9 protein-coding genes are annotated in these 15,015 nt (G+C 36.3%); 7 read left to right on the forward strand and 2 right to left on the reverse strand.

Translation table 11 applies throughout. The annotated features are described in order from the left end of the window. Window positions 1–184 precede the first annotated feature (184 nt). Window positions 185–1,813 (reverse strand): glycoside hydrolase family 31 protein, encoded by a 1,629-nt coding sequence (locus tag CWD90_RS14860; RefSeq protein WP_103476898.1) that lies wholly within the window; start codon window positions 1,811–1,813, stop codon window positions 185–187. A 302-nt stretch (window positions 1,814–2,115) separates the two neighbouring features. Next, entirely contained in the window at window positions 2,116–2,691 is a 576-nt protein-coding gene (locus CWD90_RS14865) for an RNA polymerase sigma factor (protein ID WP_157941248.1), read from the reverse strand. Window positions 2,692–2,854: 163 nt separating this feature from the next. Between CWD90_RS14865 and CWD90_RS14870 the strand changes: the two genes are divergently transcribed. The 7 genes from CWD90_RS14870 (at window position 2,855) to CWD90_RS14900 (ending at window position 14,981) form a co-directional block, all read left to right on the forward strand. Continuing rightward, a complete protein-coding gene (locus CWD90_RS14870) occupies window positions 2,855–4,021 on the forward strand; it encodes a FecR family protein (protein WP_192878031.1) in 1,167 nt (388 codons plus the stop codon). Between the two features lie 146 nt (window positions 4,022–4,167). Beyond that, window positions 4,168–7,500 (forward strand): TonB-dependent receptor, encoded by a 3,333-nt coding sequence (locus CWD90_RS14875; RefSeq protein ID WP_103476867.1) that lies wholly within the window; start codon window positions 4,168–4,170, stop codon window positions 7,498–7,500. Between the two features lie 27 nt (window positions 7,501–7,527). Then, window positions 7,528–9,081, forward strand: a complete 1,554-nt coding sequence (locus CWD90_RS14880; protein ID WP_103476868.1) for a RagB/SusD family nutrient uptake outer membrane protein — start codon at window positions 7,528–7,530, stop codon at window positions 9,079–9,081. 123 nt (window positions 9,082–9,204) lie between these two features. Next, a complete protein-coding gene (locus CWD90_RS14885; protein ID WP_103476869.1) occupies window positions 9,205–10,518 on the forward strand; it encodes an amidohydrolase family protein in 1,314 nt (437 codons plus the stop codon). 71 nt (window positions 10,519–10,589) lie between these two features. Then, window positions 10,590–12,266 (forward strand): right-handed parallel beta-helix repeat-containing protein, encoded by a 1,677-nt coding sequence (locus CWD90_RS14890; protein ID WP_103476870.1) that lies wholly within the window; start codon window positions 10,590–10,592, stop codon window positions 12,264–12,266. 80 nt (window positions 12,267–12,346) lie between these two features. Continuing rightward, window positions 12,347–13,606, forward strand: a complete 1,260-nt coding sequence (locus CWD90_RS14895; RefSeq protein ID WP_157941249.1) for a hypothetical protein — start codon at window positions 12,347–12,349, stop codon at window positions 13,604–13,606. Between the two features lie 154 nt (window positions 13,607–13,760). Further along, the gene (locus tag CWD90_RS14900) at window positions 13,761–14,981 is read left to right on the forward strand and encodes an Nramp family divalent metal transporter (RefSeq protein ID WP_103476872.1); all 1,221 of its coding nucleotides are present in this window, start codon (window positions 13,761–13,763) and stop codon (window positions 14,979–14,981) included. The last annotated feature ends 34 nt before the right edge of the window (window positions 14,982–15,015 follow it).

Below are 15,015 nucleotides of genomic sequence, written 5' to 3' on the forward strand. Positions count from 1 at the left end.
TATTTCGAAATGGTTGCTTAGTAGCACCTTCAATGTTAGCTAAGGCAGATAGTTTATAAAACAATTTCTAATTCCGGAAATTAAAGAATGGGGTTTTAGGCTACCAGTTTGATCCTGCCGCTTAAGCAAGGTGCGGGCAGGGGCAGGGCAATGAGTGACCGCTATACGTTGTTTTAGACCGAATTTATTTTATTTTTTGGAAATATGGGATAGTATTTAATTTAACCTTAACCGTTATTTCTTTATTGCCAGAATAAATTTTTCCATCAAATCCTTGCCATTTTCCTTTTGGTAAAACTACTATCCGGTTCGTTTGATTCTTCTTTAAGACAGGAGCAACTAATAAGTCATCTCCTAAAAAGAATTGGTCTTTAATATTTTCATATTGAGCATTTGGATAAACATATTCCATTGTGCGTACAATTGGTTGTCCATTTTTAGCCGCTTCCTCTGCTAAATCAAGAATGGTGGAGGTGAATTTCTGACGTAGGGCTATGGCTGTTTTTACGGCACTAAGATGTTCTTTGTCCAAGATCCTCCAGGGTGCTACAGAAAATTGCATCATTGGCATTAAGGCATGAACTTGGGCAGAACGTACAATTAATTCTTGGTCTATCGTAGTAGTGTTAATAAATGAATTGAATTCTCCTCCTCCAATCATATCAGGACAGGTGAAGGCATACCCCATTAAGCCTTGAACGGTTATATTTGGTATCAGGGTTTGCAAATCTTTCCAATTATGACCTTTATCACGAAGTCGCTGGGCCAACGGTTTGCCTGCCATTTTCCAGGTAGCTCTGTATTCATTTAATGGAAAATCTAGGCCAATTTGCGCAAATAATTCTGAATGGGTATTGGGGAATATATTTCTTTCATGACTATTTAACCAAGATGGATAAAAAACAGCATCCCCGGCGTCTAATTTAAAACCATCTACCTTATATTCATCAACTAAGTATTGCAATTCTTCTTTAAACCATTTTTTCGCTTCTGGATTAGAAAAATCTAATAAAGCGCTATAACCATTCCACCAACCAATCATGGCAACATTCTCAAAATAAGATTCAGGAAAACCAGCTACTGCTTGATTATCGGGATATTTAAGAAATATGCCTTTTTTTGCGGCGCTTCTAAATACTTCAGTATCCGGACTTACAAAAGGACAGACCCAAAGCATTACCTTAAACCCTAATTCATGTAATTCATTTATCATTGTTTTGGGCGAAGGGAATCTTTCTGGATGAAATTTCCAATTACCATAAGCTTCTTGCCAATTGTCGTCAATCATTAATACTCCCGGTGGAAAACCATTGTCGATTATGGAATGGGCATACTTTAGGATATCTTTTTGATTCTGGTTGTAAATTAACTCGATCCACGTGTTATATTGGGGTTGCTCAAATAATAACCTATCGGGCATCTTTCCATTTGGGGGAAAATAATTTTTGGACGCAAATTTGAAGGCATTTTTGAGGTTCTCTTTGCCTTCGGTTATATGTATCTGATCAATGCCCTGAATTATAATTTCGGTATCCGAAAACGTAAACTTAAATGGAGATTCTGACCAAATTATTCTTCCTTGATTGGATAAAAGTAATGGCTGTGATTGATTACCTTTTAAATTCCCATACATATCATATGAGTAACCAACTGCAAAAGGCATTATTACACCATCATTTATGGCTCCTCCCCACCATTTTTCATCTGTGTTAATTTGAATTTTTTCTTCTTTTAACTCTGGCAAACCTCCTTGACTACTTCCAAAATTGGAAAAGAGGATAAATGAAATTAGTAATAATAATTTAGCTGTCATTTTCTGTTTTTTGTTTATATTTTCTAGTCCAAAGCGTTTGGCTAGGGGTAAATCCATACCATGGAAGCATATTCGTTTCCGACTATATATTACGCTTACGCCAATTTTTTTTGGATTACTTTCTTGCTCTTGGAATATTGAATTAGACTTATTTTGAAAGATGGTAAAGATATACATGCTTTATTGTATAAACCAAACTCCTTTTTATCCAGATAACAACAAATCATATTAATTTCCGGCCTGTAATACCTTTTCAAGGTGTTAGGTTTTGTAACTGTCGTAATTTTTGAAATCAAAAGATTTTAGGTCCTACAATACAAGAATACTAGTAGCAAACTGTTTTTTTTGTCCTTGAGCCATTTCTTTATCGTTTGGGTAGCTCTACTAATATGTTTTTCAACAGCCTTTTCCGTAATGTCCAACTGGGCAGCTATTTCCTTGTGTTTATATCCAGATTTCTTGCTGAGCAAAAAGACTTCCTTGTTTTTCTTTGGGAGCTGGTCTATGGCCGATTCCAACAGTTTCATTTTTTCTTCCAAAACAGTTTCATCCCTTTCTACAAAATCTATAAGGATAGAATTTTTGATCTCTAAAAGTGCAACCTCTTCTTTTTTTAGCTTTCGGTATTCCTTGAGAAAGGTATTATAGACAGTGCGGTAGAGGTAACTTTTTAATGAAGATTTTATATGTAGAGTGTCCCTTTTGATCCAGATTTTAACGAATGCCTGTTGCACAATGTCCTCTGCTCGGTCTTGATCTTTGGTTAAATTATAGCAATACACCACAAGATTTGCATAATGCAGATCATACAGATGCTGATAAGCTTTTTCATCTCCTTTCTTGAGGTTTTCGAGTAATAATATTTCTTTGTTGTGCAAAGGGACAATGTAGTTGGTAAGTGATCAATCTATGTAAAATTCTGTGAAAATTAGTGAAATTTGACCAAAATCATTAAAATTTTAAAGATTTAAAAAAAAGATTTAAAAAAATGTAGGGATTGGGATAAAACTGGGGTCTTAGTTATGTAAACGATAAATGGAAATGAAAAATAGCACACTTAAAGGTCTTATTCAAAATTACCTGGATGGAAAAATTGGGGAGGCCGAGATGTACGATTATATTCAGGATTATCCATTGGAAGAGGTAAAAGAGTATTTTTTGGATTCTATGGAAGTGGATTATCTGTTATCCAAAAAATATGTAAATGTAGATCAAGAAAGTGCCTTCAAAGATTTTCTGAATCAAATTAGACTTCAGCCTGTCCCTTTGAGAAAACCAAAAAGACGGGCTATTCCTGCATTTTGGAAATATGCCGCAATCTTTGTCGGTATAGTAGGATTGGGACTGGGCCTAAATTCCCTATTAGGATCTAATGATATTCAAGAAAACCTTACGATAGCGAACGAAGAAGTTAACCTGAATTTGGGAAATGGAAAGCGAGAAATAATCAAAGAGACAGGTAGTACTAATATTCTGGATTCTGAAGGTAATATAGTAGCTGTGCAAACAGGAGATAAAATTAAGTATATACCTTTAAATAAATCGGTAGAAATACAGTATAATGAGTTAAGTGTTCCCTTTGGTAAGAAATTCGAATTGGAACTGTCCGATGGTACCATTGTTTATATCAATTCTGGATCTGTCTTAAGATACCCTACAAGTTTTACAGCTGCCAATCATAGGCAAGTGTCCCTGAAAGGAGAAGCCTTTTTTAAGGTGACTAAGGATACAGAGCATCCTTTTATAGTGAATACGGGAGCTGTTAATGTCCGGGTGTTGGGTACGGAATTTAACGTATCCGCTTATAGTGAAGATATCGAAACCAGTACAGTCTTAGTTTCTGGTAGCGTACAGTTGTACGATTCCACATCAGTGAATAAAAAACAGACGAATTTACAATTGGTTCCAGGAGAAAGGGGAACCTGGAGTAGGGAGCGAAAGGATTTTAAATCGGATAAGGTAGATACTTCAATATATACGGCTTGGGTGCAGGGCAAACTTGTATTTCGGGATATGCCTTTTAAAATTATCCGCAAACAATTGGAGCGACGCTATAATGTAACCATTGTTAATAGCAACAAGGCTTTAGATAATAATACCTTCAGTGGTAATTTTGAGGAAGAAAGCATAGAAGAGATACTGGAAATACTGGATAGAACTTACGGAATTGAATATTCAGTTAAGGACAATCAAATAATTATAAATTAAAAAGTTAAAAACAGATATTGCCTATGAATTGATCAATATATTTAATGTGATCGGCTCCTAAAAAAAATCGGAAAATGCTAGTAACATTTCCCGACTTAAAGAGTGGTCAAAAAAAAGTGTAACCAATTAATAACCTTAACAAAAGTATGAAAAAACTGATAATAATCGGGTGTTCGTCTATGTTCACCCTAAAGTGGGATCTTAAAATGAAGTTAACTGCATTTTTCCTTTTAGTTTGTATGTTGCAGATTAACGCCACTACCTACTCCCAAAAAACAAGAATTTCTCTAGAAATGAACGACGTAAAGTTAAGTGAGGTACTTAACAGGATCGAAACCATCTCAGAGTTTAAGTTTTTTGTGGACACAAAGAAAATTAATATAAAAAGGGTAGTAGATATAAAGGCCGATAAGGAAAAGATTTTTGATATTCTGGACAAACTTTTTCTTGGGTCGAATATCACCTATGAAGTATTAAAAAAGCAAATAATATTAAAAGAAGTAGATAAAAAAACAACTTCCGTTTTATCTATAGCCCCAAGCCAGAGCTTTATTGAAATTGAAAAAGAGCAACAGCCAGTAACGGGAACTATAACGGATGATAAGGGAGTGCCATTGTCCGGGGCAAATATTCTGGAAAAAGGTACCACTAATGGTACACAGGCCGATTTTGATGGTAACTTTTCTATTGTATTAAATGACCCCAATGCAGTTTTGGTTGTTTCCTATCTTGGTTTTGCGACCCAACAGGTAGATATTAATGGTCGGACTTTAGTCAATATAAAATTGGAAGAAGACGCTGCAGGATTAGATGAAGTTGTTGTTGTAGGGTATGGAAGTGTAAAAAAGAGTGACTTAACAGGTTCTGTTTCTTCTGTGAGTTCAGAGGATTTAGTGGCTTTTCCAGTTGTGGATGCAGCCCAAGCTTTACAGGGTAGGGCGGCCGGAGTTACAGTGCAATCCACGAATGGTGCACCTGGGTCAGAGTATAGTATCCAAATTCGTGGTAATACCTCAATTAATGCCGGAAATGATCCTTTAATAGTTGTTGATGGATTTATTGGTGGGACTATGCCTCCATCTGAGGATATTAAGTCCATAGAGATTCTTAAAGATGCTTCATCTACAGCTATCTATGGTGCTAGAGGCGCCAATGGAGTTGTAATTGTAAGTACAAAAAGGGGGACTGAAGGAAAAGCACAATTTAGTTTTTCATCATCATATTCTTCTCAAAAAGAAATAAATACGCTAGACCTACTTGATGCAGATCAATTTACCGACTACATACAAGAGCTTTATCCTAGTTTTGTTCCTGAATTAACGGGAACAGGTACCGATTGGCAAGATGAAATCTACGGACCCGGAGGAGTTCAAAATTATCAACTTTCAGTTGCTGGTGGGTCAGATAAATTAACTTATTATTTGTCCGGCGCAATCTATGATCAGCAAGGTGTTATCAAGGATTCGGATTATAAAAGATATTCTATTACTTCCAATTTAGATTTAAAGGTGTCAGAGTCTGTGAATATTGGGTCAAGTATATTTGCACGACGAACCAATCGAAATGGGGTAAGAACCCAAGAAGGCGGTGATGCTTCGCAAACTGGCGTTGTATCAGGGGCTTATAAATTTTCACCTACCCAAGGGGTTAAAGATGAAAATGGCGATAATTCATTAAGTGTTGTAGGTTATCCTATCGATAATCCTTATGCTATGGCAACCGAATACCAAAACGAAGTTGAAAGAGATTTGTTTCAAGGAAATGTTTATGCGGAAATCGGTATTGCCGAAGGTTTAAAGTTTAAATCTACATTAGGTGTAAAAGTGAGTGGTTCTAGAACAGGTCAGTACTACCCAACAACCTTGGAGCGCGGTAGTAGTACTGGGGGCGAGGCTACTCTTACAAATGTTAAGTATACTAGTTTAATCAATGAAAATTATTTAAATTATTCCAAAATATTTGGGGACATTCATGATGTATCCTTGATGGCCGGTTATTCTTATCAAAAAGATAGGACGGAACTTTCAACAACTATAGCTTCTGGCTTTATTTCTGATTCTTTTTCATATTGGAATTTAGGAGCGGGTACAAACACACCTTCTGTTGATTCGGAATTGACAAAATCAGCATTTGAAGCTTTCTTCGGAAGAGTTAATTATACATTGAACGATAAGTATTTATTTACGTTTACAGGGCGCTATGAAGGGGCTTCGGTATTTGCAGCAAACAATAAATATGGATTTTTTCCTTCTGCTGCTTTTGGTTGGAAAATTTCTGATGAGGATTTTCTATCCGATTCGAGTACCATTAGCTTGCTAAAACTTCGTACTAGTTATGGTCAAGTAGGTAATCAGGCGATAAGCCCTTATCAATCATTAGCCTCATTTACGGATGTTTTTACAACTGTTCAAGGAAGTACTGTTACTGCTTTAAGGCCTTCAACCATTTCCAATAACGATTTATCATGGGAAACGACTACACAGACAAATATTGGTGTGGATTTTGGAATCCTAGGGAACAGATTTGGATTTACGGCAGATTATTATATCATGAGAACAGAGGATCTTTTATTCAATGTTCCTACGCCAACTTATACTGGGTTTGAGACACAGTTACAAAATATAGGGACTGTAGAAAACAGAGGATTTGAATTAGCACTAAACGCAACTATTTTTCCGAGTGATTTTAAATGGAAAACATTTGCAAATATTTCATTTAATAAAAATGAGATTATCAAACTTGTTGAGAACGATACTGAAGGCAATGATATTTATTATTCTTCGGCACCGTTAGCTGGAGCAGGGAATACACAAATATTGAGAGAAGGCCTATCCGTGGGTCAGTTTTGGGGTTATGTTTATGACGGAGTTGTACAATCTGCCGATGAGGTACTTGTAGGTGGTGAAGACGTTGGTGGTGAAAAATTCAAGGACCTGAATGAGGATGGGGAACTAACAGATGATGATCGTAGTGTTATGGGGAACCCTCATCCTGATTTTACTTGGGGATGGAATAATGATTTTAGTTATAAGAACCTAAGTCTTAATATTTTTATTCAAGGATCAGAAGGTGGTGAAATGCTAAATTACTCCCTTATGGAGTTAGGAGCCTTAAACGGAAGAACCAATGTAACGACTGAAGCCCTTAATAGATGGACGCCTACGAATACGGATACGGATATTCCCGAGGCAAGAATCAGCAGAAGTTTTGTGACATCCGATAGATGGGTAGATGATGCTAGTTATGTTAGGTTGAAAAATGTTTCTTTAAGTTACAATTTTACTGAATCACTTTTGTCCAAAATCAATTTAACATCAGCACGAATTTATATAAGTGGTCAAAATTTATTGACGTTAACCGAATATAAAGGCGTTGATCCTGAGGTAGGATATAGTAGTTCCAGTAGTAATCTTGGACTTGACTATGGTAGTTATCCAAATGTGAAATCATACACTTTGGGACTAAACATCGGATTTTAGTAATCAACAATAAATAAAAATATAATTATGAAGAATATAATAAAATTTTCTGCACTAGCTATTTTGACATTTGTTGTTGGCTGTGCAAAATTAGATGAAGAACCGGTAGGGACATTGAGTCCAGAGGGTTTCTTTAATACTATAGATGATGTAAACGCAATGACCGATGGCACATACGGTTTAATGGCATCCTCAAATTTTTACGGAAGTGGACTTACCACGCCTTTGCAACTGTCAAGTGATATGGTTGATAATGGACTTGAATTTAGCGATTATACCGAGTTTAGTCCTTTCTTGGTTACCCCTACAAATTCTTTTGTACGTGATTTTTGGGCTACGGCATATCAAGCTATTGCCACCGCGAACACTTCTATTCAAGGTGTAGGTCTTTTAGGTGATGACATTGATCAGGAAGATAAAAACATAGCAGAAGGTGAAGCAAGATTTGTTAGAGGTTTTTTGTATTATCATTTAGTTCGGCTTTATGGCAATCTTCCTTATATAGATAGTCCTGATATAGTTGATCCGTTAAGCATAGAATTATCATCAACAGATGAAATATATGTGAAGATTATAGAAGATATGACATTCGCCTTTGATAATCTGGAGATGGATTCACGTGGTAGTGTAAGGTCCAGACCATCAAAGGGAACAGCAGCCTCATATTTAGCCTCTATTTATATGACTAGGGAAGAATGGAAACAATCCTACGATATGGCTAAATGGGTGATAGATAATGCAGGGAACTTAAAATACGCATTGGAAGATGATTTCCAAGATGTGTTTAGGGAAAGTGAACAATGGGCTTCCCAAGAGTATATTTTTTCAATTGATTTTACAGGGAATCAAACAGGAGAAAATCCAAATCCAGCCACCTATGAAAATGATAATAAGATCGGTCCGTTTAATGGTGTTGAAGGTGGTGCAAAGCCTATTAGGGGATGGAGTATGCTCGTTCCCCATATTAACGTGTACAATAGTTGGGATTCCAATGATTATCGACTAAAAGTGAGTATGGCCGATTCGTTGATATTGGCTGATGATACAGATATTGTCAGGCCATTTTCTGAATTCGAGGTGGCTAGACCTCATATAGCAAAGTTTAATAGATTTACAGGTGAAGGAAGGACTACTGCCGGGTGGAGATCTGATTTTGACCACGCAGCTTTTAGGTATGCCGAAGTGTTGCTTATAGCCGCAGAATCTGCGAATGAATTAGGTCTTTCCCCTGAATCAATAGGGTATGTTAATCAAATTAGGGGTCGTGCTAGAAATGCGGGAACGATTGATTTTTATGGAAGTGGTTATGGAACATATGCCCCCTCCATTTTTCCTGCAGATGTTTTGGCAGGAACTAATATAGACGATCTAAGAACCATTATTTTGGAAGAAAGACGTATAGAATTAGCATTTGAATTTAAAAGATGGTATGACATTGTACGTAGAGATTTAGGAAGTGAAGTCTTTGGTCCTAGCGGATTGGAACCACAATCAAATTTCAGTGAGTTTAGATACTTGTGGCCAATTCCACAAGGTGAAATAGACAAGAATCAGAATTTTGTACAGAATCCAGGTTACTAAAAAAAAGTTAGTTGAGTTAGTTTAGTTGTTTAAAGGCATTCATTCTCAGGAAGAATGCCTTTATTTTGATGAAAACAAAAAGAATTTAAGCTTATTGGATTTGTGTCATAAATTAATACTAAAATGAAGAAATATATCTTAATATCTCTATCAATTTTGTCTGTGCTTTTCTCTTGTAATGAGGGGAGTCAAAAACAGGAAACTAAGGAGAAAATTGATTTTTCCCCATTAGAGATAAACCATGAAGAGATTGCAATTGGTGCCAATGTAATTGCCATTGTTGGGGTATCCCTTTTTGACGGATTGGGAGATTCCACCGCCCATAATTCTACCGTTATTGTTCGTAATGGTCTTATTGATAAAGTAGGTCCAGAAGATACTATCGATGTCCCAGAGAATGCTGAAATTATTAAAGGTGAGGGTCTTACCTTAATGCCGGGTTTGATCGATGCCCATTTTCACTATGACCACGTTAAACACTTCCCTACAAAATTTGTTCGTAACGGTGTAACCTCGGTAAGAGATCCGGGCCAATGGATAGAAGCTTTTGATTTTGAACGCCAGACCGGTGACCCGCTTCCCAGATTATTTTTAACAGGCCCACATATAGATTCTCCCCCGCCCACCTGGCCAACAGATTCCTATATGGTTAGGGATAAGGCCGAAGTTAGGGAGGCCATGGATTATCTGATTAGTGAGAACGTTTCAGCTATAAAAATTTATCACAGATTACCCCTTGAGTTGATTAAAGAAGTATGTGATATAGCTCATGCCCATGGGTTGCCTGTTACCGCTCATTTGGAAATTACAGATGTTCGTCAGGCAGTATTGGCCGGATTGGACGGAGTTGAGCATGTAACATCTCTTGGTACGGCCTTAGTTTCCAGAAAAAGAGCTGAGGAGTTCCGACAAGGTATGCTTGCCAATAATAAAGAAAGACTTTCTGGACGTTTGGAAATGTGGAGAGATATTGATGTAAATGGAAAGAAAGCAGATTCCTTGATTAAATTTTTTGAGGTACATCGTACTTTTTTAACCGCTACTTTGGGACCTTATGAATATAAAATTGAAGGTGATAAGAAAGACAGTACTGCCTTAAAGGCCTTTCAAAATATGAGCGCATTTATCGGGAGATGTGCTAAAGCTAATGTTAGACTTGCAGTAGGTTCTCATGGACCTTGGGTTCCTTACGCAGAAAAGGGTTGGTCATTTCAACATGAAATGGATTTACTGGCGAGGTCAGGAATGGATAATGTTGATATTATGAAGGCATCTACCATTGAGAATGCCAAATTTTTAAAGATAGACCATCGCCTTGGAAGTATTGAAAAGGGCAAACAAGCTGATTTACTTTTAATTAAAGGAGACCCGATTACCAATATCAAAGACATGTACAATATTGAGAGGGTAATGTTAAACGGAGTCTGGCTTGACTAACAACAATCCAACAACAATTTTGTTAGGATGAATACTAAGATTGAAAAAATTCTATATACAAAAGTGCGTACATGATTTTTGCCAAAGTATTGATTTTTATATTACTATTTTCTTTTTATCCATTATCAGCACAATTCATTTATGTAGATGGCCAACTTTCTACAGATTGCAGTGGCAATTACTCTGTGGTCAATCGCAACTGCAGTGGTTCTGATGGTGATGCATACAAAAGAATAAAAACCGCTGCAAACATTGCTATGGCCGGTACTTCTGTGTTAATTAGGGAAGGAAATTATACAGAGCAATTAAACCCTCAAAATTCCGGTACGGAGGAGAATTATATTTCCTATAAAAATTATGGCAACGAAAAAGTCGAGCTAAGTGGTTCCGTTCTTTCGCCTGCAATATGGATCGTAAATCAGGATTATATAAAGATTGAAGGATTAATTATTCGTGATGTTGAGCGTTGGCTAAATGCTTTGGGTAGCAATCATCTGGTAATAAAGAATAATGTTTTTGAAAGAGCTAAAGGTTTTGGCAGTTCTAAAACTGGTGTGTTTCTACAATCATGCAACTTTACCATATTTTCAGATAATAGTCTACATGATTCCACACAAGATAATTTGGCTTTTGTGGATTGCAATTATAGTCTAGTTGAGAGAAATAGAATAACAAAAGCTACACATGTACTTTGGGTTTTTAAGTGTAGTAACTTTAATGTGGTCAAAAATAATTATTTTGAAAATGAGCTTCAAAAAATAGGAGAAATCTATGATTGTGAAAATGCAGGGTATGGAAATGAGGACTACCCTAAGTTGAACTCCTATGATGATACAAAATACAATGTTGTTGAAGGAAACATCTTTGCGCATACTCCATCTTCAGGTAATGCTTCCCCATATGCCGGAATTCAATACGCCGGTCAAAATGGTATAATCCGCAACAATGTATTTTATGAATGCACAGGGCCTCCAATTTCCCTTTCAATTTATGGTGGTGAGGCTGCAAATAATTACGGGAATAGGATTTATCAAAATGTATTTTATAAGAATGATTTTGGAGGTATTAGAATTGCCAATAGTATTGTTGGGAAGGCAAAATTTTATGATCAAAAAATCAAAAACAACATCTTTTATAATAATAGGTTTGTTAAAAATGACAATCGCTGGACCTGGTATTCTGAATTGGACAACAAGCCAATACAGATTTATACCAGTAGGTTGGATAATGTGCTATTCGACAACAACAATATTTTTGGCGCTAACAATGACGAGGTTTATTTAATCTCCTATGGCGCAAGAAATTCTACTTCCAATGAACCCCTTATGCCACTTAGTTGGTGGGAGTTGAACAGGAGTGATTTTATTAAAAACAGTTTAAGAGTAGAGCCAAAATTCACCGATCCGTTAAATAGGGAATTTAAATTAATGGCAGATAGCCCGATGATAGATGCGGGAGTTTTTTTAACGAATACAACGAACGTAGGATTAAATAGTAAGGTTATGAAAGTAGCCGATTCCGGTTGGTTTACAGATGGTTTTGGGATAATTGAGGGGGATGTCATACAGCTAGATGGACAGTTGGACAGAGCAATTATTTTATCTATTGATCATAACACCAAGGAATTGATACTAGACAAGGCACTCACTTGGCATAAAGGTCAAGGTGTGGGGCCATTATATTATAATAAGAGACCAGATATCGGCGCTTTTGAGTTTGACCCGGCAATGCAGGGAGAAAAGTTTTGATACTCTAAAATTCTCCTTTAGGAGGAACTGGATTTAGTTTAGGTTGAAAAAACATTAAGGACTATTAGACTAGTACAACAATGAAATCTAGAATCATATTTTTTACACGATCGCTTTATGTGTTGTTTAGTGCGGCATTAATGCTGTTATCTTCTTGCACGGATAATGGTGTTATTGGCGATTTATACCTTACAGAACCTGCTGGCATTACGCGTGATCTGGAGTATATTGAAGTAAAAATTCCTATAGCGGCACAACGTCTTAAGAATAAGGCACTGTTCTTACGTAATAACGAAGATGGAAACGTAATAAAAGGGCAGATTTTAAATCGCTCCAAGGTTTTGTTAGAATCTAATCTTGTTCATTGTTTATTTCCAATTAGTATTCGAGCCCATGAAACTAAAGAATATGATATCGTAATTGGAGATAATGTGCAGACAACTACCGATCTTATAGCGAAAGGGGAGGGATTAAATCTATTTATTGAGAATGAGTTTTATAAGGCAGACCTTACCGCTAAAAAGTCTTCAAACAATATTGTATTGGGCCCTGGACAAATTACTTCAATTTCCTTAAAAGAGCACAGTGGTATAACATTGGAGCGAACTAATATTAAAATGCATTGGGCGCCAAGTTTTCAAAAGGAGAATGAAGACTATAAAACAATGGCGCACATTCAAGAATTTGATTCGATATCTATAGAAAGAGGCCCATATATGATTTCTGTTTATCGGTCAGGAAAAGTTAAAGGTTATGAAGAAATTCAATTAAAAGGAGAATATAAGTTTTATGCAGGCAAGCCTTTTTTTGGTTTTTCGTCAGAAATGACAATGATAGACAGCTTATCACTGACCATGTTACGGAATGATGAAATGACTATGGATAAGTTTTTTACCCATGCGATTTTCCCTCTTGCGGATGGGAAAGTAAAGACAGTACCATTATATGATAGCCTCCCTTTAATACCTCATTACTCCATAAAGGAATTGAGGAAAAAACCGATTGATGCAGATGCTAAATGGTTTGGTTTTTACAATGATAGTACTAAATATGGTTTTGCAAGTTTAAGAATTGGATTTGATTATAAAAACCTAAGTGGCGTTATGTCCCCAATGATGGATTCACAAACCAAAATTTCATACGCCTTAAATGAGGGTAGATATTGGGACAGAAGATTTGTAGATAGTGGAGTCTTAAAAGTACCCAAAGGGAGTAAATACTTTGAAGAAAATGTGTATTCCATTTTTGGATTCAATAATAAAGGCCCTTCTGAAAAAATAGAAAGACTGTATGAACAATTGTCACAACCTGTCCTTGTAAAGTTTATACCAAGATTATAATAATAGATACGGATAGGGCATTTTACAGATTCAATTTATACCGTCAAAATAGTACTTGTAGGACCTAAGCATATTTCCCATTTTGTTGAATACAACATCTTAGGGCATTAATAATTCACTGGGGTGGTTCTAATATTTTTATAATAACGATAATATGGATTTTAAAATTAAGAATTTCTTCAAGTCATTAGGACCTGGTTTTATTATTGCCGCTGTGGTTTTAGGACCTGGTAGCATCACAGTTTCTTCTAAGATAGGCGCTACACACGGTTATTCTTTTTTATGGGTAATATTGGTGGGCGCAATCTCCATGAGCGTTTATACCACAATGAGTGTTCGTTTTGGAGTTTTACATGAAAAATCATTGCTTAAGGTGATATCTGAAAAATATGGCAAGTGGCTTTCCATTGCCATTGGTGTATGTTCCTTTTTAGCAGCCCTAAGCTTTCAATTTGGTAATAATTTAGGAGTTGGAATGGGCATGAAGACTTTAACCGGAATTAACGAAACTATTTGGCCATTTATATTTACACCCTTGGCGATAGTATTGGTTTTTTATTCAAAGAATTTATACAAAGCACTGGAGCAACTTATGATGATTATGGTAGTAATCCTAATTCTTGCCTTTATTGTAAACCTTATATTTATAAGGCCAGATTTAGAAGCTGCGGCCATGGGGTTTATCCCAAGTGCCGTCTCAAGTGATAATTTTAATGAAATAGCAGCCCTAGTGGGGACAACATTCGTATTACATAATGCATTTTACCAATCCTACCTTGTACAGGGAAAGGGATGGAAGTTGGCCGATTTGCCGCGAAGTATACGGGACACCAAAATTGGTGTATCCCTTCTTGCACTAATATCAATATTGGTTATTATTACAGCTGCTGCAACCTTAAAGCCAAGGGGAATATCGGTGAACTCAGCAGCCGATATGGCGATCCAATTGGAAATGCTGCTAGGAAGTTTTGCTAAATATATATTTGGTTTCGGGTTTATGGCAGCTGCATTTTCCTCCCTCTTGGTCAATTCGGTTACTGGCGGTGGATTGTTAGCGGATAGCATGGGAATGGGGAGTTCAATGAATGAGAAAATGCCCAAAGTATTTACAGCCATAATATTGATTGCAGGAATGGTGATTGCGGTATTTTTTAGGGGAAATGTTATTTACGCCTTAATAATGGCCCAGGCATCTTCTATATTAGGTGTACCACTTATTGCCATAGGGCTATTTTTAGTTCTTAATAGCAAGTCCATAATGGGTAAGTATAGGAACAATAATCTACAGAATTTCATGGCTGTAGTTGGGTTTATACTTATAAGTGTTTTGGTCTATTTTATGTATGGAAAACTTATTGGGTATTTAGCAGTATAAAATGTGTTGAAATTTAAATGGAACTATTAATAAT

It is taken from the genome of Arenibacter catalasegens (genome assembly GCF_002909235.1).
Classification (GTDB): domain Bacteria; phylum Bacteroidota; class Bacteroidia; order Flavobacteriales; family Flavobacteriaceae; genus Arenibacter; species Arenibacter catalasegens.

Coding starts and splice junctions, on each gene's coding strand:
- CWD90_RS14895 (WP_157941249.1), top strand. CDS start 12,347: ATGAAATCTAGAATCATATTTTTTACACGATCGCTTTATGTGTTGTTT.
- CWD90_RS14875 (WP_103476867.1), top strand. CDS start 4,168: ATGAAAAAACTGATAATAATCGGGTGTTCGTCTATGTTCACCCTAAAG.
- CWD90_RS14890 (WP_103476870.1), top strand. CDS start 10,590: ATGATTTTTGCCAAAGTATTGATTTTTATATTACTATTTTCTTTTTAT.
- CWD90_RS14870 (WP_192878031.1), top strand. CDS start 2,855: ATGAAAAATAGCACACTTAAAGGTCTTATTCAAAATTACCTGGATGGA.
- CWD90_RS14885 (WP_103476869.1), top strand. CDS start 9,205: ATGAAGAAATATATCTTAATATCTCTATCAATTTTGTCTGTGCTTTTC.
- CWD90_RS14860 (WP_103476898.1), bottom strand. CDS start 1,813: ATGACAGCTAAATTATTATTACTAATTTCATTTATCCTCTTTTCCAAT.
- CWD90_RS14900 (WP_103476872.1), top strand. CDS start 13,761: ATGGATTTTAAAATTAAGAATTTCTTCAAGTCATTAGGACCTGGTTTT.
- CWD90_RS14880 (WP_103476868.1), top strand. CDS start 7,528: ATGAAGAATATAATAAAATTTTCTGCACTAGCTATTTTGACATTTGTT.